Raw genomic sequence first — 17,843 nt, 5'->3', positions numbered from 1 at the left:
GTCAGTCCACCGCGTGGTGCTGTCGGATGCGGCGCACGAACCAGGCGACCAGCAGCACCACCGGAATCACGCTGGCGCCCACGGCGGCCTCGACCGGGATATGCAGTGCCTCGATGGCCGGCACCGTCTTGAGCAGCTTGAATACATAGCTCAGCAGGCTGATGGCGTAGTAGCTGATGGCCACCACCGAAAGCCCTTCCACCGTCTGCTGCAGGCGCAGTTGCAGGTGCTGGCGGCGTGCCAGGGCCTGCAGCAATTGCTGATTGTCTTCCTCGCGCCGCGCCTCGACCCGCACCTTGGTGAGCTCGACCACGCGCTGCACGCGTGCGGCCACATCGCTCAGGCGGGCATCGGTGCTGTCGCATAGCTCTATCGCCGGCAGAAAGCGGCGCGACAGGAAGCCGCCCAGCGTCTGCACGCCCTGGATACGCGATTCGCGCAGACCCTGCAGGCGCCGCTCCACGATGCGGTGGTAGGCGCGCGTGGCCGAGAAGCGGTAGCGCGAGCGCGCCACGCCATGCTCCACTTCGGAGGCGATGGCCACCAGTTCGGCGAACACCTGCTGGTCCTGCACCTGCTGCTCGGCCGCAGTCGCCTGCCTTTGTGCCGCAAACTGGTCCACCGCCTGCAGCAGGCGGCGCTCCAGCGTGCGCAGCAGCACCGATTCCTGCTGTGCCAGCGGAAAACCCAGCATGGCCAGCGCCCGGTAGCCCTCGATCTCGACGATGCGCTGCACCTCGCGCGCACGCTGCTGCTCCGACAGCTGCACGTCCAGCAGCAGAAAGCGGGTGAAGCCGGCCTCGTCCAGCAGCAGATGGGTGAACATGGCGGCGCGGTCATCGGCAATCCAGGAGCCGATCAGGTCATGCGTCGCCTCGGTCGCCGTGCGCGTGGCAGCAAGCAGTTGCGCCATCACGCGCCGCGCCTGGCGCAGCATGCCGTCCTCTTCCGCCGGCCAGACCACCACATGCGTGGCAGCCAGCATCGGGGCATCGCCCAGCGCCGAAAAAAAGGCCGGCGACAGCGCGTAGCGGGCATCGGCCCGCAGCATGGCGCCGAGCAGCAGTTCCGGCTCCTGGCTCGGATCGGCCGGCAAGTCCATCCGCAGCTGCCAGCTGACGAATTCGCCATGACGCTCGTACTTGAGCGCCCAGCTGCCCGTCTCGATCAGATGGTGGCGCCGGCCCGACGCCGGCGCCGGCTGGCCCGCATCGGCACAGGCCACGCGCAAGGCAGCGTCGGCGACCTCGGCCGGCAAGCCGGCCTGGGCCCAGTAGCTGACCACGCAGCAAGGTGTGGTACGCAGCGGCGGGCGGGCATGCAGTTCGTCATGCAGCTCGGCATGGCTGCGCGGAGGCGACTGCAAGGGGGCCGCCAGCGGCAGAGTCTGTTCCTGCGGGGTTCCGGCATCGGTCGTCATAGGCGTTCTCCAGGGGAGACGATCTCGTGGTCAATGGCGCCAAACAGGCTCTGGCCGTCGCGTGTGCGTGCCTCGATGCGCAGCGTATCGCCGGGCTGCAGCCAGGGGGTTTCGGCGCTGCCGTGGTCCTGAATTTCCAGCGCCCGCTTGTCGGCCAGGCAGGCCACGCCCTTGCGACGGTCACGGTTGCTGACCGGGCCGGCGGCAAGCACCGTGCCGGCACGCACGGGCCGCGTACGGCACAGGCGCTCCAGCAACTGATCGAAACCGGCCTCCATGTCGGCACCGCTGTCCAGCAGACCCAGCTTGCGGCCGTTGCCCTGCACCTGCAGGCTCAGGTGGGCGCGGCCGTGGTGCCAGGCATCGCCGAGCTCGTCCGGCGTGACTGCCACCGGACCGAAAGCCATGGCCGGACGCGACAGCAGCGCTGTGCCATCGCCGTCCGCGCCCGCCAGGTGGCGCAGGCGCAGGCCGTTGCAGAGCAGCAGCAGACGGATGCCCTCGAGCGCCTGCTCGGCGGTAGCACCAACGGGCAGGTCGGCGCACACAACGCCCAGTCCGGCCTCGAAATCGGCCTCTGCGGCTGGCAGTAACACCGGATCCTGCGGACCGAGATGGCAGTCGGAGCCGGCCTGCCACAGGCGCAGGGCCTGCGCGGCAGTGGCACCGACTGCTGCCGGACCCTGGCCGGCATAAGCCGCCCCGTCCACCCGCTGAAACGCGCGCGGCAGCGGCGCCATGCAGCATGCAGGGTCGAAGGCGAAGGCGTGCGGCACGCGCCCGGCATTGAGCTGGCGGTACAGGTCCTCCAGTTGCGGGCTGATAAAGTTCCAGTCATCCAGCACCTGTTGCAGGCGCGCGGCCGTGTGCGTGGCAAAGCAGGCATGGCGCAGATCACGCGAGACGACCACCAGCAATCCGTCGCGCGAGCCATCCCTGTATGTTGCAAGTTTCATTGGTATCCTTCTGTCACCCGATGGGTCTGGCGTCGCGCGGGCACGCCAGCCATTGATCGGTCCATTCTAGAATAGGCCAAGCCGGTTCCGTCACCTCGCTGCGCACGTCATGGCGTGCTGTCGGGGAGGCGGCAACAGTCCACTTTTCACCTTCTGCCGCCTTGTCAGCCACCCGCCCTTCCGCTCCCGCTGCCCGCCAGATTCGTCCGCTGCCCCTGCTGCTGGCGGCGCTGGCCGTGGCCGCCGTGCATGCCCTGCTGCTGTTCGGCCTGCCGGGCCGGGCGCGTCCGGCAGAAAAATCGCCCGCCAGCGAAGCGGTGGTGGTCAGCCTGGATACGCGCACGATCACCCCCGAGCCTGCGCCCGAGCCCGAGCCACCGCCACCGCCCCGCCAACCCGACGTCGCTCCGGCGCCAACGCCCGAGCTGGCGCCTCCGGTGCGCGTGCGCCGTCCACCCCCGCCGCTGCCGCCCCGGCGCGAACCGGAAACGCAAGGCCCGGCACGCCCGGCAGCTCCGGTTCCGGCCGCTTCTGCCCCGCCGGATGCGGCATCCGCCCCTCCTGCTGCCGATGCAGCCGCATCCGGCGCGGCAAGCGCGTCGCTGCCCGGCCCCCCTGAGCGCGACATCGCGCTGGCCGGCACGGCCGCCAGCGCCCCCGCAGCGGCAGCCTCGGCCCCGGCTCCCATCCCGGCGGAACTGATCGCCCTGTCGCGTGCCCCTGCCAAGGCCCCGCCCTCCTTCCTGCTCGAATACGACATGACCGGCGAGGCCAAGAAGCTGCAGTACCACGCCAGCGGTACGCTGCAATGGACCAACCAGGGCGACCAGTCCTACCAGATGGCCTACACCATCAGCGCCTTCCTGGTGGGCAAGCGCACCCAGGTCAGCCAGGGCCGCATCGGCCCCAACGGCCTGCGCCCGGACCGCTTTGCCGACCAGTGGCGCGGCGAGAAGGCAGCCAGCTTCACGCGCAACCCGGAGGCCGACCCGAAAGCCGCACAGGGCACGATCCAGTTCAGCGCCGGCAATCCCGAAGTGCCGCTGCTGCCCGGCGCGCAGGACCAGGTCAGCATGTTCGTGCAGCTGCTGGCGCTGTTCAATGCCGATGCCGGCCGCTATCCGCCAGGCAGCACGCTGCTGTTGCAGTCCGCCGGGCCGCGCAACGCACCACTGTTCCGCTTCCGCGTCGACCCGGAGGAAACGGTGCACGCCGGCGGCCAGGAGCACCGCGCCATCAAGCTCACCCAGGTGCGCAGCGCCGGCCAGAACAAGCGCATCGAGATGTGGCTGGCCCCCTGGCAAAGCGGCGGCCAGACCCACTACCTGCCGGTGCGCATGCGCATCAGCGAGGACAATGGCAACTACGTGGAGCAGACGCTCAAGCGCATGCCGCCGGGCTGAAACCGTGATCTTGTGCCGTCCTGATACAGAAGTTGTTCTCCGCGCTCACCTTTGACGCCGCGACACACCTTGATTTGCGGTTTGTCGCTACCATGTAGGTGACATGCACAAAGACCTTTTTGACCAAACCGTAGCCGGCATGCACACGCTGTACGACTCCGACAGTTTCGTGGTCGTGCACATGCAGTCGAATCCCGAACTGGATGCCGATGACGTGATCCAGATGCGCGGTCGCGGCCATCTGGCCCTGGCGCGCCACGGCTTCGAGATCGTCGACAAGCGTTCCGGACGCCACGTCTATCTCGACGGCAGTTGGGCCGAGCTGTTCCAGCAGCAGATCACGGCTTGGCAGGACAACACCCCCACGCAGGAAGAGGTGGAGGATGCGCTGGAGCACTACAGCGGACTGGCCAGCAGCCCGGTAATGCTGCACTGAGCCTCTGCACCCCCGCCGCGCAAAGCCCTCTTCGGAGGGCTTTTTGCTGCAACGGAGGCAGCCGCGCGTTTTCCCGCCGGCCCCTCTCAAGGTTGACCGCCCGGATCAGAGCATCACCGCCAGACTACCGTCGTGCGCTTTTCGGGCAGCCTCGCCCGGGCCATGACTTGGCCCAGCAGCCCTTACGCCAGCGCCCGGATCGCCTCGGCCAGGGTCTCGACCATCTGCGCGATATGCGCCTCCTCGGCCACGAAGGCCGGCGCCAGCACCACCACATCGCCGGCATTGCGCACCAGCACGCCGTTCTCGTAGCAACGCAGGAAGATCTCGTAGGCCCGCCGGCCCGGGTTGCCGGCCATGCCCTGCAGTTCCACCGCCCCGGCCATGCCCAGCGTGCGGATGCCGGTCACGTTCGGCAGTTCGCGCAGCTGGCTGTGCATGGCATCGCCCAGCACCGGCGCCATGCGCGCGGCCCGTGCGAACAGATCCGCTTCCACATAATGCTGCAGCGTCGCCACCGCGGCCGCCGCCGCCACAGGGTGGCCGGAGTAGGTATAGCCATGGAAGAACTCGATGGCATGCGCCGGCTGGTCCACCCCCATCAGCGTGTCGTAGATGCGGTCGGAGCAGACCACGCCCCCCATCGGGATGCTGCCGTTGGTTACGCCCTTGGCGAAGTTCAGCATGTCCGGCTTCACGCCGAAATACTGCGCCGCGAATGCCGTGCCTAGGCGGCCGAATCCGGTGATCACCTCGTCGAAGATCAGCAGGATGCCGTGACGGTCGCAGATCTCGCGCAGGCGCTGCAGGTAGCCCTGGGGCGGCACGTACCAGCCGGCGCTGCCGGCCACCGGCTCGACGATGATGGCCGCCACGTTGGACGGATCGTGCAGCGGCAGGATGCGTTGCTCCAGTTCCAGCAGCGGGTCGTCGTCCCACTGCGGCAGTTCGCCCTGGATGAAGGCATGCGCCGGGTCGTGGATGAAGCGCATGTGGTCCACCCGCGGCAGCATGGCAGCGCCATAGGCCTTGCGGTTGCCCGGAATGCCGCCCACGCTCATGCCGCCGAAGTTCACACCGTGGTAGCCACGCTCGCGGCCGATGAACACGCAACGCTGCCCTTCGCCGCGCGCCCGGTGGTAGGCCAGCGCCAGCTTGAGCGAGGTGTCGGCCGCCTCGCTGCCCGAGTTGCAGAACAGCACCTTGTTCAGGTCGTCCGGCGCCAGCGCGGCGATCATGCCGGCGGCCTGTACCGCACGGTCATTGGTCATGGAAAACGCGGTCGAGTAGTCGAGCGTGTCGAGCTGCTCGCGGATGGCGGCGTTGATGGGAGCGCAGCGGTGACCGGCATTCACGCACCACAGGCTCGAGACGCCATCGAGGATGCTGCGGCCATTGCTGGTGGTGAAATGCATGCCGCAGGCCTCGACCACCACGCGCGGCTGGCGCTGGAAATCACGGTTGGGCGTGAACGGCAGCCACTGGTGCACGGTGCCGGCACGGGCATAGGGGTGGATGCGGGAATCTGCTGGCAAGGGGGCGTCCATCTCGTCTCCTTCGTCGGCAATGGCGTGGTGCCGCATGCACAGGCTGTATTACATTTCTTACAATAGAGCCCGCCTGTACGGACACGCTACTACAATAAGCGGCTTTGAAGCCTGTCTGCCGGCTCAGCCGGACAGTGCACCCATTGTGGCATCGAATGCCCGGTCCGGCGACACTTGCAGCACCGCAGATTTCTACTCTGATTCCCGCCGCGCCTCCTGCAGCACAACTGCGGAAGGCTGTGGCGAGCCCCTCACGATGAGCCATCCTTACATCCTGACGCTTTCCTGCCCCGACCGCATGGGGCTCGTGCATGCCGTGTCCGGCTTCCTGATGGAGCACGGCGGCAACATCAACGAGGCCGCCCAGTACAACGATACGGATACCGGCCTGTTCTTCATGCGCGTGGGCTTTACCTGCCCCGAACCGGATTTTGCGCAGCTGCGCGCGGCGCTGGCCGAATTTGCCAAGCCCTACCAGATGCAGACGCGCCTGTACCCGCGCGCCCTGCCCATGCCCACGGTGATCATGGTGAGCAAGGAAGGCCACTGCCTGAACGACCTGCTGTTCCGCTGGCGCAGCGGCCTGCTGGCGATCGACGTGCGCGCCATCATCAGCAACCACCGCGACTTCTACCAGCTCGCTGCCAGCTACAACGTGCCCTTCCACCACATCCCGGTGAACACGGACAACAAGGCCCAGGCCGAGGCGCGCCAGCTCGAGATCATCGAATCCGAGGGGGCCGAACTGGTGGTGCTGGCCCGCTACATGCAGATCCTCTCCAACGACCTGTGCGGCAAGCTCGCCGGCCGTGCCATCAACATCCACCACAGCTTCCTGCCCAGCTTCAAGGGAGCCAAGCCCTACTACCAGGCCCACGACCGCGGCGTGAAGCTGATCGGCGCCACCGCACATTACGTTACAGCCGACCTGGACGAAGGTCCTATCATCGAGCAGGATGTCGCGCGCGTGGACCACAGCAAGACAGTCGAAGACCTTACGGCTATCGGGAAAGACACCGAGAGCCAGGTACTCGCGCGTGCCGTAAAGTGGCACAGCGAACATCGCGTCCTTCTCGACGGCCACCGTACCGTCATCTTCCGATAAAAACAAGCAGGCGCAGGCCGCTCCACAAGAGCCGGCGCGCCGCAGATTGCAGACAGGGATACCCTCCATGGCCATGCGCATTCCCCCCATCCAGTGCCTACTCACCTTCGAAGCACTGGCCCGGCTCCGTAGCGTCACCCACACCGCCGAAGAACTCTGCGTCACGCCCAGTGCCGTCAGCCACCGCATCAAGCAGCTGGAACAGCTGGTCGGCATGCGCCTGTTCGGCCGCTCCGATTTCTCGCTCACGACCGAGGGCAGCGAATACCTCTCGCACGTACGCGAGGCGCTGGCCATGCTGGAGCGTTTTCCCGGCTGCAACCCGGCCCTGTCGCGCCGCAAGCTGCGCGTGGCCGTCACGCCCACCTTCGCGCGCAGCATCCTGATGCCGCGCCTGCGCCAATTCACCTCGGCCTATCCCGAGATCGACCTGTCGCTGCACGTGAACATCCCGCTGCTCGACGTGGTGGCCGAGGATGCCGACCTGACCATCCGCTACGGCGCCGGCCGCTATGCGGACCTGGAATCGGTCTGCATCATGAAGGACATCATCTCCCCGCTGGCCTCGCCCGCGTATATCGAGGAGTTCGGCCCGTTCCGCTCGGTGCAGGACCTGCAGAATGCCAAGCTGCTGCGCAGCCCGCTGGAACCCTGGCGCACCTGGTTTGCCGCCCACGACCTGGACTGGCCCGAGCCCATGGATGGCTCTTCGTTCAACGACGTGGGTCTTGCCTGCGATGCCGCCGCACAGGGTCTGGGCGTGGCACTGGTGCGCCTGCAACTGGCGCAACCCTGGCTGGCCAACGGCTCGCTGGTGCGCCTGTTCGAACGCAGCATCCCGAGTCCGCATGCCCACTATCTGTGCTGGCGCACCGGCAACATGGATCGCTGGGAATGCAGCACCTTTGCACGCTGGCTGCAGGAGAGCCTGCAGCAGGACGCGTCGGCGGCCGAAGCTGCAACGCCGCAGCGCGTGCTGACCACGGCCTGAGGCGCCGCGGCAAATCCTCACGGCAGCGCTGAAGCGATTTCATGCTGCCCGAACGCCCCTTTGCGGGGCGTTTTCTTTTACATTGGCAGCATGTCTGCCGCTGCCTTTCCCCCCATTCAGGATGATGCGCCTCCGGTTGCCAAGGCCGAGCTGATCGCGGCCCTGCAGCAGGGCATGCCCGCGCATGCGCTGCTCTGGCACGAGGAGGACACCACCCCCTACGAGTGCGACGGCCTGACGGCCTACCGCCAGCGCCCCCTGTGCGTCGCCCTGCCCGAAACCGAAGAGCAGGTGCAGCACGTGCTGCGCACCTGCCACCGCCTGCGCGTGCCGGTGGTGGCGCGCGGGGCCGGCACCGGCCTGTCCGGCGGCGCGCTGCCGCACCGCCATGGCGTCACGCTGTCACTGGCGCGCTTCAACCGCATTCTCGATGTCGACCCGCGCAGCCGCACCGCGCGCGTGCAGGCCGGCGTGCGCAATCTGGCCATCAGCGAGGCAGCGGCGGCGCACGGCCTGTACTACGCGCCTGATCCCAGCAGCCAGATCGCCTGCACCATCGGCGGCAACGTGGCGGAAAACGCCGGCGGCGTGCACTGCCTGAAATACGGGCTCACCGTACACAACGTGCTGCGCGTGCGCGGCTACACCATCGAGGGCAAGCCCCTCACCCTGGGCAGCGAGGCGCTGGACGCGCCAGGCTACGACCTGCTCAGCCTGGCCATCGGCAGCGAAGGCATGCTGGCGGTGGTGCTGGAAGTCACCGTCAGGCTCATCCCCAAGCCGCAGTTGGCGCGCTGCATCATGGCCAGCTTTGCCGATGTGCGCCAGGCCGGCGATGCCGTGGCCAACGTGATCGCCGCCGGCATCATTCCGGCCGGACTGGAGATGATGGACAAGCCCATGACCGCCGCCGTGGAGGACTTCGTCCACGCCGGCTACGATCTGGACGCTGCAGCCATCCTGCTGTGCGAAAGCGACGGCACGCCACAGGAAGTGGAAGAGGAGATCGCCCGCATGAGCACCGTGCTGCGCGCAGCCGGCGCCACCGCCATCACCGTGAGCCAGGACGAGGCCGAACGCCTGCGCTTCTGGAGCGGGCGCAAGAACGCCTTCCCGGCCAGCGGCCGCATCAGCCCGGACTACATGTGCATGGACAGCACCATCCCGCGCAAGCGCCTGGCCGACATCCTGCTGGCCATCGGCGAGATGGAGCACAAGTACGGCCTGCGCTGCTGCAATGTGTTCCACGCCGGCGACGGCAACCTGCACCCGCTGATCCTGTTCGACGCGAACGATCCGGACCAGCTGCACCGCGCCGAGCTGTTCGGTGCCGACATCATGGAAACCAGTGTCGCCATGGGCGGCACCGTGACGGGCGAACATGGTGTGGGTGTGGAAAAGCTCAACAGCATGTGCGTGCAATTCTCGCCAGAAGAGAACGCGCAGATGTTTGCCGTCAAGCACGCCTTCGATCCGCAGGGCCTGCTCAATCCGGGCAAGGTCATTCCCACGCTGCAGCGCTGTGCCGAGTATGGCCGCATGCTGGTGCGCGGCGGGCGTCTGCCGTTTCCGGAGCTGGAGCGCTTCTGAGCCTCGGTGCAGGACGGCCTGTTGTCTGACAAAAAACGGCCGAGCCCCAGCGCCACAATGAAACCCCCGGCGGCATGCTTGCCGCCTCCTTCGCGTTTCCGGAGCTTCGAGCCACCATGCAGAGCCTGACCGTTGAAACCTTCATCCATGCGCCGGGCGCACCGACAACTTCGACGCCCTGCTGACCCCCGCCGGCCTGAAGGAAGTGGCCACCTATGCCGACGGCGTGGGCCCCTGGAAGCCGTACATCGTGCCCATGGTCGGACAATTCGACGCCCAGGGCAGGATGCTGGACGTGAACAAGGACGGCAAGGTCAACGGCATGGACGCCAGCAGCGGCACCCCCACCACGCTGATCGCCGATGCGCACAAGGCCGGCCTCGCCATCCATACCTGGACCTTCCGCAACGAAGCCCGCCGCCTCGCCTATGACTACCAAGGCAATCCGGTGAACGAATACCTGCAGTTCTATCGCCTCGGCATCGATGGCGTGTTCTCGGATTTTCCGGACACCGCAGTGGCTGCACGCCAGGCTTACCTGAAGGAGCTGGGCCGCTGATCAGCGCCCCGCTCGGCCGCGCCTGAATGCCCCGGGCGCGGCAATACCCGAGTTACTTGCATGGTTATGTAATACCAATTTATTGAAGTTGTGGTATCATTGGATTCGCCAGTTATTGGCGCAACCCAATTGAATCCATCAGGAGTATTCAATGCCCTCCGACAACGCCAGTTGTCATTCTCATCAACCTCGCGTTCCGCGCCGGTGATTGAAGGTTCTTCTCGCCGAAGCTGGCACGCACCAGTTCATCAGGAGGTGAGACATGAACTACGCTTACGCATCCCTTCCCTACGCCGATCTGCACGTGGCTGACGCCCACGAGCGTGAGGCCTATCTGCATGGCCGTCCGCATCGTCTGCGTTCCATGCGCGCCGTGTGGGCCCTCAACCCCGAACGCGGCGTCATGGAGTGCAGCTGGGTTTCCAACGGCCTGCATGCCTGACGAAGCCGGCACAAGTCAGATGCCATGAAAAAGCCCCTGTAGAGGGGCCTTCACAGGGGCAGCCCTGTTGCAAGACCGGCTGCCCTTTTTGCCGCGCTTTTATACGCCCATGCGGTCGAGCGCATCCTCCATCAGCTGCACCGTACGCTCCACGTTGCGCCATTTCTCCAGCCCGAACAGGCCCAGGCGGAAGGTGCTGAAGCCCTGCGGCTCGCCGCACATCAGCGGCACGCCGCTGGCCGCCTGCACGCCGGCGGCGACGAACTTGCTGCCGTTCTGCAGACCCGGATCGCTGGTGTAGCTCACCACCACGCCCGGCGCCTTGAAACCTTCGGCCGCCACGCTGGGGAAGCCGCGCGCTTCCAGCATGGCACGCATCTGCGTGCCCAGCGCGATCTGGCGCTCGCGCGTGGTGTCGAAACCATCGGCCCGCGTCTGCTGCATGGCATCGCGCAGGCGCAGCAAGCCGTCGGTAGGCATGGTGGCATGGTAGGCGTGCTGACCCTTGACGTAGCCTTCTGCCAGCATCACCCACTTCTTCAGGTCGCAGGCAAAGCTGTTGCTGGCGGTGTTTTCGAGAGCCGTGCGCGCGCGCTCGCTCAGGCAGACCATGGCGCAGCACGGCGTGCCGCTCCAGCCCTTCTGCGGCGCGCTGATCAGCACGTCCACGCCCACAGCCGGCATGTTCACCCACATGGCGCCGGAAGCGATGCAGTCCAGCACGAACAGGCCACCCACCTCGTGCGCGGCATCGGCCAGCTGGCGCAGGTAGTCGTCGGGCAGGATGATGCCGCTGGCGGTTTCCACGTGCGGCGCGAACACCAGCGCAGGCTTCTGCTCGCGGATGGTGGCAACCACATCCTCGATCGGCGCCGGCGCCCACGGGGCCTGCACGTCGTCGCTGGCAGGGCGTGCTTCGCACACCGTCACGGTCTGGGTGATCTGGCAGACTTCGAAGATCTGGCTCCAGCGGTAGCTGAAGAAGCCGTTGCGCACCACCAGCACTTTCTGGCCCTGCGCGAACTGGCGCGCCACGGCCTCCATGCCGTAGGTGCCGCTGCCCGGCACGATGGCCGAGGTGTGCGCGCCATAGACTTCCTGCAGCGTGGCGAGAATGTCCTGCATGGCGCCGACGAATTGCCTGGACATGTGGTTGACGGCGTGGTCGGTATAGACCACCGAGTATTCGAGCAGTCCTTCGGGATCGATGTGGGGCAGCAGTCCGGGCATGGGTTTGTCTCTTTCGTTGGTGTCGGTTTTGGCAGGCATCCATGGTAATGGGTTTGCCAGCCCCTGACTGAAAACCCGTACACTGCCCGCCATGTTGCAAGGAATTGTGCTCTCCGCCACGGCCTCGGTGCTGTTTGCGGTGCTGTATTACTACGCGGTGCTGCTGCAGCCGCTGGACGGGCTGCCGATTTTCGGCTGGCGCGTCGCGCTGGGGCTGCCGGTTCTGACTGTCTGGGTGCTGCTGCTCGGCAGCGGGGCCGCGCTGCTGGCGCTGTGGCAACGCGTGCGCCGCGAGCCGCTGCTGGGGCTCGGGCTGTTGGTGAGCGCGCATCTGATCGGCGCGCAGATGGCCTTGTTCACATGGGCGCCGCTGCATGGCCGGGCGCTGGAGGTGTCGCTGGGCTATTTCCTGCTGCCGCTGGTGATGGTGCTGACCGGAGGCGTGGTGTATGGCGAACGGCTGAACCGCTGGCAGCAGCTGGCGGTGCTGCTGGCTGCCTTCGGCGTCGGGCATGCGGTCTGGCAGGGTGTCAGCCTGTCGTGGGCGGCAGCGCTGGTGGCACTGGGCTATCCGCCCTACTTCATGCTGCGCCGGCGCCTGCAGGTGGAGGCGCTGCCCGGGCTGTGGGCCGAAACATTGCTGCTGGTGCCGGCAGCGCTGTGGCTGCTGGCGGGTGAGCCGGTCGGTGCGCAGCTGGCGCAACAGCCACGCCTGGGGGTGCTGCTGCCGCTGCTGGGCGTGCTGAGCGCCACGGCGCTGGCCTGCTATCTGGCCGCGAGCCGACGCCTGCCGCTGGGACTGTTCGGGTTGCTGGGCTATCTGGAGCCTGCGCTGCTGTTCGGCGTGTCGCTGCTGCTGGGCGAGCGCATGGCGCCGGGCGCGGCATGGACCTATGTGCCGATCTGGCTGGCGCTGGCGGTGCTGGCGCTGGACGGGGTGCAGCAGTGGCGCAGGCGCCGGCCGCAGCCCTGAGCACAACTAGTCAGACCGGAGCCGGATAGCTGCGCTGCCCGAAAATCGCCGTGCCGACGCGCACCATGGTGCTGCCGGCGGCGATGGCCAGTTCCAGATCGCCGCTCATGCCCATCGACAGCGTATCCCACTGCGGCAGGTCCAGTCGGGCACCCACTTCGTCGAACAGCGCGCGGGTGCGCTGGTGCACCTGCAACATCTGCTGCGGATCGTCATAGGGCTCGGGGATGCTCATCAGGCCGCGCAGCTGCAAGCCGGGCAGCTCGCGCACGGCCCGGGCAAAGTCACCCACCTGCTCCGGCGCCAGCCCGGACTTGGTGGCGCCGCCATCCATGTTGACCTGCAGGCAGACCTGCAGCGGCGCGCGCTCAGGCGGGCGCTGGCGGCTCAGGCGCTGGGCAATGTCGAGCCGGTCCAGCGACTGCAGCCAGTCGAAGTGCGTGGCCACCTGGCCGGACTTGCGGCTCTGCAGCGGGCCGATGCAGTGCCATTCCAGCCCGAGAGCCTGCAAGGCGTCGATCTTGGCGACTGCCTCCTGCACATAGTTTTCGCCGAAAGCGAGCTGGCCGGCAGCGGCCGCCTCGCGCACGGCCTCGGCCGGAAAGGTCTTGGACACCGCCAGCAGGCGCACGGAGCCGGGGGCGCGGCCGGCCGCCTGAGTGGCAGCCGCAATGCGCTGCTGCACTTGGGCGAGGCTGGTGGCGATGGGGGAAAGAGATTCGGATTCGGGCATGAACGTGCGGGCCTTTCAACGCACCGCGTGCGCCTTCGCAACAGCGAAGCCGCATGGAAATGTGACTGTCGTGAACGTTTGCAGGGAATAGGCCGGGACGGACCACCCCTTTGCATGGGAATGTTACCGAAGTTCCGGGCGCTGCGTTACCATGTGCCGTCCCAGTTTTTGCACCCGCCAAGGAGTTTTCCATGTCCCAGATCGCCGACAAGACCTATGCCCCGAGCCAGCCGCACAGCGTGGCTTTTCTTGGCCTGGGGGTCATGGGCTATCCGATGGCCGGCCATCTGGCACGCGCCGGCCATGATGTGACGGTGTACAACCGCACCTCCGCCAAGGCCGCCGAATGGGTGCAGGAGTGCGGCGGCAAGGCGGCCGCCACCCCGCGCGAAGCCGCTGCGGGGGCCGACATCGTGTTCTGCTGCGTCGGCAACGACGACGACCTGCGCAGCGTGGTGCTGGGGCCGGACGGCGCCTTTGCCGGCATGCAGCCCGGCAGCCTGTTTGTGGATCACACCACCGCTTCGGCCGAAGTGGCGCGCGAGCTGCACGCCGCTGCGGCCGAAAAAGGCCTGCATTTCATGGACGCCCCCGTCTCCGGCGGCCAGGCCGGCGCCCAGAACGGCATGCTCACCGTGATGTGCGGTGCCGACGCTGCCACTTTCGACCGCGCCCAGCCGGTGATCGCCGCCTTTGCCAAGGCCTGCAGCCGCATGGGCGAGGTGGGTGCCGGCCAGCTGGCCAAGATGGTGAACCAGATCTGCATTGCCGGCCTGGTGCAGGGTCTGAGCGAAGCGATTGCCTTTGGCCAGAAGGCCGGTCTCGACATGCCGGTGGTGCTGGACGCCATCAGCAAGGGTGCGGCCCAGAGCTGGCAGATGGAAAACCGCGGCAAGACCATGGTGGAAGGCAAGTTCGACTTCGGCTTTGCCGTGGACTGGATGCGCAAGGACCTCGGCCTGGTGCTGGACGAGGCGCGCCGCAACGGCGCTCGCCTGCCGGTGACCGCGCTGGTGGACCAGTTCTATGCCGATGTGCAGCAATCCGGCGGCAACCGCTGGGATACCTCCAGCCTGATCACCCGCCTGAAGTAACGCGCGGATATGCTCCAGCAAACGGTCCGTGCGCTGCTCTGGGTCATTGGTGCCATTTCGCTGGCGCTGGGAGTCATCGGCATCTTCCTGCCGGTGATGCCGACGGCCCCGTTCGTGCTGCTGGCCGCCGCCTGCTGGGCCAAGGCCTCGCCGCGCCTGCACCGCATGCTGCTGGAGCACAGGCATACCGGGCCGATCCTCCGCGCCTGGGAAGAACGCGGCGCCATTCCGCGACTTGGCAAGTGGTTCGGCACCCTGGGCATGGCGGTGTCCTGCATTGGCGTGTCGATCACGCTGGCAAGCACGCCCCACTGGTATCTCGCGGCGATCATGACCGTGGTGTGCATCGTGATTGCGGTGTGGATGTGGAGCCGGCCGGACGCCTGAGGCGGCATGCAGCGGCTACGCACATCGGCCAGCCAGTCAGGCTTCGCCGATAATAGAACGCTTGTCGCCCCTGCGCGACCCCATCTGCTGCAATCCACCATGAGCTCCACCCCCATCACCCGCTTCCTCACCGGCATCACTACTACCGGCACGCCACACTTGGGCAACTACGTCGGCGCGATTCGCCCGGCCGTGCAGTCCAGCCTGCGTGCCGATGTGAAAAGCTACTATTTCCTGGCCGACTACCATTCGCTCATCAAGTGCGACGACCCGGCCCGCATCCAGCGCTCCACGCTGGAAATCGCCGCCACCTGGCTGGCCGCCGGCCTCGATCCGGAGCGCGTCACCTTCTACCGCCAGAGCGACATCCCCGAGATTCCCGAGCTGACCTGGCTGCTCACCTGCGTGACCGGCAAGGGCCTGCTGAACCGCGCCCATGCGTACAAGGCCTCGGTCGACAAGAACCTGGAAGCGGGTCAGGAGCCGGACGATGGCGTGACCGCCGGCCTGTTCATGTATCCGGTGCTGATGGCGGCGGACATTCTGATGTTCAAGGCGCAGAAGGTGCCGGTGGGGCGCGACCAGATCCAGCACATCGAGATGGCGCGCGACATGGCCAGCAGCTTCAACCACCTGTACGGCAAGGATTTGCTGGTGCTGCCCGAAGCGCAGGTGGACGAGCAGGTGGCGCTGCTGCCCGGCCTGGACGGCCGCAAGATGAGCAAAAGCTACGACAACACCATCCCGCTGTTCGTGCCCCAGGCCGAGATGAAAAAGCGCATCCTGTCCATCGTGACCGACTCGCGCGCGCCGGGCGAGCCCAAGGACACGGAAGGCTCTGCCCTGTTCCAGATCTACCAGGCCTTTGCCACGCCGGAAGAAACCGCCAGCTTTGCCCGGGCCTTTGCCGAGGGTATCGCCTGGGGCGAAGCCAAGCAGCAGCTGTTCGAGCGCATCGACCGCGAGATTGCGCCCATGCGCGCGCGCTATGCCGAGCTGATGGCGAATCCGGCCGAGGTGGAGCGCATCCTGCTGGCCGGTGCCGAGAAGGCGCGTGCCGAGGCGGCGCCATATACGCGCGAATTGCGTGCGGCGGTGGGCCTGCGCAGCCTGGCTGGCTCCGAGCATCAAACGAGCGCAGCCGGCACTGGCTCCTCAAGTGGCGAGGCCACTGCCTCTGCCACCGCCAAGCCCCCCGTTTTCAAGCAATACCGCGAAAAGGACGGCCGCTTCTACTTCAAGATGACTGCCGCCAACGGCGAGCTCTTGCTGCAGAGCAAGGGTTACGACAACCCGCGCGACGCCGCCGCCGCCATCGCCGCGCTCAAGGCGCAGGGCCCCGCGGCGCTGGACGCCATGCGCCCGCAACTGGAAGACCACCCTTCCAGCATGCTGGACGCCATCCGCAATGCGCTGGATGTGCTGCTGACGCTGCAGGAATAAACCGCGTCGGTACACAATGCAGAAGGGCATGTCCGCGCAGGCGGTACATGCCCTTTTTGTTCATGCGGCTGCCTCGGCAAGCCTGGCTGCCCGGCGCAGGCCGGGCCATGCACTCAGTACAGCTGCCCGCTACGCCGCTTCTCCGCAAAGTCGCGCGTCTCGGCCACGACCACGCCCGTCAGCATCAGCAGCGCAATCAGGTTCGGAATCGCCATCAGGCCGTTGAACACGTCCGAAGCGGCCCAGACCAGATCCAGACTGACCACCGTACCCAGGAACACCGACGCCACGTAGATCAGGCGGTAGATCAGCACGAAACCATCGCCCAGCAGGTAGGCTGCGCACTTTTCGCCGTAGTAGCACCAGCCCAGGATGGTGGAGTAGGCAAAGAACACCAGGCCGAAGGTCACGATCCAGCCGCCCGCGCCCGGCAGCAGTTGCGCAAAGGTGTGGGTAGTCAGTGCGGCGCCGGTTTCACCGTTGGTGTACAAACCGCCCATCACCAGCACGATGCCGGTGATGCTGCAGACCACGATGGTGTCGAGGAAGGTGCCGGTCATGGAAACCAGGCCCTGGCGCACCGGGTGGTCGGTCTTGGCAGCAGCCGCGGCAATCGGGGCCGAGCCCATGCCTGCCTCGTTGGAGAACACACCGCGTGCCACACCGTAGCGGATTACCGTGCCGAGCGCACCGCCGGCAACCGCCTGACCGGTGAAGGCGTCGGTGAAGATCAGCTCCAGCACCGGGCCGAGCAGCTCCAGGTTGCTGAAGATCACCACCAGACCGCCCAGCACATAGCCGATGGCCATGACCGGCACGATGGCGGAAGAGACGCGCGAGATGCTCTTGATGCCGCCCAGGATCACCAGGGCCGTGAATACCGTCAGCACCACGCCGGTGATCCAGGAGTCGATCTGGAAGCTGGCCTGGATGGATTGCGCCACCGAGTTGGACTGCACCGAGCTGCCGATGCCGAAGGAGGCCAGCGTGCCGAACAGCGCGAACAGCAGCGCCATCCACTTCATGTTCAGGCCGCGCTCGATGTAGTACATGGGGCCGCCGGATTTCTCGCCGCGGCTGTTGGTGGTGCGGTACTTGACCGCCAGCACGCCTTCGGCGTACTTGGTGGCCATGCCGAAGATGGCGGTGATCCACATCCAGAACACGGCACCGGGGCCGCCCGCCACCACGGCAGTGGCCACGCCGGCGATGTTGCCGGTACCGATGGTGGCCGAGAGCGCCGTCATCAGGGCGCCGAAATGGGATACGTCGCCGTCGTGGTCGCTGCCGTCGGCCTTCTTGCCATGCGGCGTGAAGGCCTGCTTGAGCGCAAACACCAGCATCGAGAATTGCAGGAAGCGCAGGCGCAGCGTAAGGTAAACGCCGGTACCGACCAGAAGGGCCAGCATGGGAACACCCCACACCCATCCTCCCACCATGTCAAAGAACTGCTTGAGTGTCTCCATCCGTTTTGTCTCCGAACTTGCAAAAGGAAAAAATCATAGCAGTCGGAGGTGATTCAAACGGTCGTGCA

Annotated in this window: 17 protein-coding genes; 11 read left to right on the top strand and 6 right to left on the bottom strand. The window is 66.7% G+C overall.

The features are described 5' to 3' along the window. Position 1 precedes the first annotated feature (1 nt). Together ACX36O_RS00930 and ACX36O_RS00925 are read right to left on the bottom strand one after the other, a co-directional pair. The gene (locus ACX36O_RS00930; protein ID WP_213362399.1) at positions 2 to 1,420 is read right to left on the bottom strand and encodes a DUF3422 domain-containing protein; all 1,419 of its coding nucleotides are present in this window, start codon (positions 1,418 to 1,420) and stop codon (positions 2 to 4) included. Continuing rightward, on the bottom strand, positions 1,417 to 2,376 hold the full coding sequence (locus tag ACX36O_RS00925) for a fumarylacetoacetate hydrolase family protein (protein WP_213362397.1): 960 nt from the start codon (positions 2,374 to 2,376) through the stop codon (positions 1,417 to 1,419). The genes ACX36O_RS00930 and ACX36O_RS00925 overlap by 4 nt, the downstream gene beginning before the upstream one ends. Positions 2,377 to 2,537: 161 nt before the next feature. Here ACX36O_RS00925 and ACX36O_RS00920 point away from each other — a divergent pair, with 161 nt between their 5' ends. Next, positions 2,538 to 3,779 (top strand): DUF3108 domain-containing protein, encoded by a 1,242-nt coding sequence (locus ACX36O_RS00920; RefSeq protein WP_488359913.1) that lies wholly within the window; start codon positions 2,538 to 2,540, stop codon positions 3,777 to 3,779. Positions 3,780 to 3,918: 139 nt separating this feature from the next. Then, positions 3,919 to 4,215: a BTH_I0359 family protein gene (locus tag ACX36O_RS00915; RefSeq protein WP_091817498.1), complete on the top strand. Its 297-nt coding sequence runs from the start codon at positions 3,919 to 3,921 to the stop codon at positions 4,213 to 4,215. Between the two features lie 182 nt (positions 4,216 to 4,397). Here the strand turns inward: ACX36O_RS00915 and aptA are convergent, their stop codons facing one another. After that, entirely contained in the window at positions 4,398 to 5,762 is a 1,365-nt protein-coding gene (gene aptA, locus ACX36O_RS00910; protein ID WP_488360244.1) for an omega-aminotransferase AptA, read from the bottom strand. Positions 5,763 to 6,018: 256 nt separating this feature from the next. On the opposite strand from aptA, the gene purU reads away from it, so the two are divergent. From purU to ACX36O_RS00885, 5 genes are all read left to right on the top strand, one after another. Then, the gene (purU, locus tag ACX36O_RS00905) at positions 6,019 to 6,867 is read left to right on the top strand and encodes a formyltetrahydrofolate deformylase (protein WP_213362394.1); all 849 of its coding nucleotides are present in this window, start codon (positions 6,019 to 6,021) and stop codon (positions 6,865 to 6,867) included. Positions 6,868 to 6,934: 67 nt separating this feature from the next. Beyond that, positions 6,935 to 7,858: a LysR substrate-binding domain-containing protein gene (locus ACX36O_RS00900; protein WP_213362393.1), complete on the top strand. Its 924-nt coding sequence runs from the start codon at positions 6,935 to 6,937 to the stop codon at positions 7,856 to 7,858. 90 nt (positions 7,859 to 7,948) lie between these two features. Continuing rightward, positions 7,949 to 9,448 carry an FAD-linked oxidase C-terminal domain-containing protein gene (locus tag ACX36O_RS00895; protein ID WP_213362392.1) on the top strand — a complete coding sequence of 500 codons (1,500 nt, stop codon included), beginning with the start codon at positions 7,949 to 7,951 and terminating at the stop codon, positions 9,446 to 9,448. 205 nt (positions 9,449 to 9,653) lie between these two features. Continuing rightward, complete coding sequence (locus ACX36O_RS00890; RefSeq protein WP_349772157.1) at positions 9,654 to 10,007, top strand: glycerophosphodiester phosphodiesterase family protein; 354 nt, start codon at positions 9,654 to 9,656, stop codon at positions 10,005 to 10,007. A 262-nt stretch (positions 10,008 to 10,269) separates the two neighbouring features. Further along, positions 10,270 to 10,449, top strand: coding sequence for a hypothetical protein (locus ACX36O_RS00885; protein WP_213362391.1), 180 nt, complete (start codon positions 10,270 to 10,272; stop codon positions 10,447 to 10,449). A 99-nt stretch (positions 10,450 to 10,548) separates the two neighbouring features. Here ACX36O_RS00885 and ACX36O_RS00880 read toward each other — a convergent pair whose 3' ends face one another. Next, entirely contained in the window at positions 10,549 to 11,679 is a 1,131-nt protein-coding gene (locus tag ACX36O_RS00880) for an aminotransferase class V-fold PLP-dependent enzyme (protein ID WP_213362389.1), read from the bottom strand. Positions 11,680 to 11,770: 91 nt separating this feature from the next. Here ACX36O_RS00880 and rarD point away from each other — a divergent pair, with 91 nt between their 5' ends. Then, positions 11,771 to 12,652 (top strand): EamA family transporter RarD, encoded by an 882-nt coding sequence (gene rarD, locus ACX36O_RS00875; protein WP_213362387.1) that lies wholly within the window; start codon positions 11,771 to 11,773, stop codon positions 12,650 to 12,652. A gap of 10 nt (positions 12,653 to 12,662) precedes the next feature. Here rarD and ACX36O_RS00870 read toward each other — a convergent pair whose 3' ends face one another. Continuing rightward, complete coding sequence (locus ACX36O_RS00870) at positions 12,663 to 13,385, bottom strand: YggS family pyridoxal phosphate-dependent enzyme (protein WP_213362386.1); 723 nt, start codon at positions 13,383 to 13,385, stop codon at positions 12,663 to 12,665. 191 nt (positions 13,386 to 13,576) lie between these two features. Here ACX36O_RS00870 and ACX36O_RS00865 point away from each other — a divergent pair, with 191 nt between their 5' ends. The 3 genes from ACX36O_RS00865 (at position 13,577) to ACX36O_RS00855 (ending at position 16,309) form a co-directional block, all read left to right on the top strand. Next, a complete protein-coding gene (locus tag ACX36O_RS00865; RefSeq protein WP_213362385.1) occupies positions 13,577 to 14,479 on the top strand; it encodes an NAD(P)-dependent oxidoreductase in 903 nt (300 codons plus the stop codon). A 9-nt stretch (positions 14,480 to 14,488) separates the two neighbouring features. Then, positions 14,489 to 14,866: a YbaN family protein gene (locus ACX36O_RS00860; RefSeq protein WP_213362384.1), complete on the top strand. Its 378-nt coding sequence runs from the start codon at positions 14,489 to 14,491 to the stop codon at positions 14,864 to 14,866. Positions 14,867 to 14,965: 99 nt separating this feature from the next. After that, on the top strand, positions 14,966 to 16,309 hold the full coding sequence (locus ACX36O_RS00855; RefSeq protein WP_213362383.1) for a tryptophan--tRNA ligase: 1,344 nt from the start codon (positions 14,966 to 14,968) through the stop codon (positions 16,307 to 16,309). 113 nt (positions 16,310 to 16,422) lie between these two features. Here ACX36O_RS00855 and ACX36O_RS00850 read toward each other — a convergent pair whose 3' ends face one another. Next, complete coding sequence (locus tag ACX36O_RS00850) at positions 16,423 to 17,775, bottom strand: alanine/glycine:cation symporter family protein (RefSeq protein ID WP_213362382.1); 1,353 nt, start codon at positions 17,773 to 17,775, stop codon at positions 16,423 to 16,425. Between the last annotated feature and the right edge of the window lie 68 nt (positions 17,776 to 17,843).

It is taken from the genome of Brachymonas sp. KE5, from assembly GCF_057773645.1.
This window is presented reverse-complemented; position numbering and strand designations above follow the sequence as displayed.

Bases quoted from the DNA above. Each gene is read 5' to 3' on its own strand.
- ACX36O_RS00925 (WP_213362397.1), bottom strand. From the start codon at position 2,376: ATGAAACTTGCAACATACAGGGATGGCTCGCGCGACGGATTGCTGGTG.
- ACX36O_RS00885 (WP_213362391.1), top strand. From the start codon at position 10,270: ATGAACTACGCTTACGCATCCCTTCCCTACGCCGATCTGCACGTGGCT.
- ACX36O_RS00865 (WP_213362385.1), top strand. From the start codon at position 13,577: ATGTCCCAGATCGCCGACAAGACCTATGCCCCGAGCCAGCCGCACAGC.
- rarD (WP_213362387.1), top strand. From the start codon at position 11,771: ATGTTGCAAGGAATTGTGCTCTCCGCCACGGCCTCGGTGCTGTTTGCG.
- ACX36O_RS00850 (WP_213362382.1), bottom strand. From the start codon at position 17,775: ATGGAGACACTCAAGCAGTTCTTTGACATGGTGGGAGGATGGGTGTGG.
- purU (WP_213362394.1), top strand. From the start codon at position 6,019: ATGAGCCATCCTTACATCCTGACGCTTTCCTGCCCCGACCGCATGGGG.
- ACX36O_RS00915 (WP_091817498.1), top strand. From the start codon at position 3,919: ATGCACACGCTGTACGACTCCGACAGTTTCGTGGTCGTGCACATGCAG.
- ACX36O_RS00900 (WP_213362393.1), top strand. From the start codon at position 6,935: ATGGCCATGCGCATTCCCCCCATCCAGTGCCTACTCACCTTCGAAGCA.
- ACX36O_RS00870 (WP_213362386.1), bottom strand. From the start codon at position 13,385: ATGCCCGAATCCGAATCTCTTTCCCCCATCGCCACCAGCCTCGCCCAA.
- ACX36O_RS00895 (WP_213362392.1), top strand. From the start codon at position 7,949: ATGTCTGCCGCTGCCTTTCCCCCCATTCAGGATGATGCGCCTCCGGTT.
- ACX36O_RS00930 (WP_213362399.1), bottom strand. From the start codon at position 1,420: ATGACGACCGATGCCGGAACCCCGCAGGAACAGACTCTGCCGCTGGCG.
- ACX36O_RS00880 (WP_213362389.1), bottom strand. From the start codon at position 11,679: ATGCCCGGACTGCTGCCCCACATCGATCCCGAAGGACTGCTCGAATAC.
- aptA (WP_488360244.1), bottom strand. From the start codon at position 5,762: ATGGACGCCCCCTTGCCAGCAGATTCCCGCATCCACCCCTATGCCCGT.
- ACX36O_RS00855 (WP_213362383.1), top strand. From the start codon at position 14,966: ATGAGCTCCACCCCCATCACCCGCTTCCTCACCGGCATCACTACTACC.
- ACX36O_RS00860 (WP_213362384.1), top strand. From the start codon at position 14,489: ATGCTCCAGCAAACGGTCCGTGCGCTGCTCTGGGTCATTGGTGCCATT.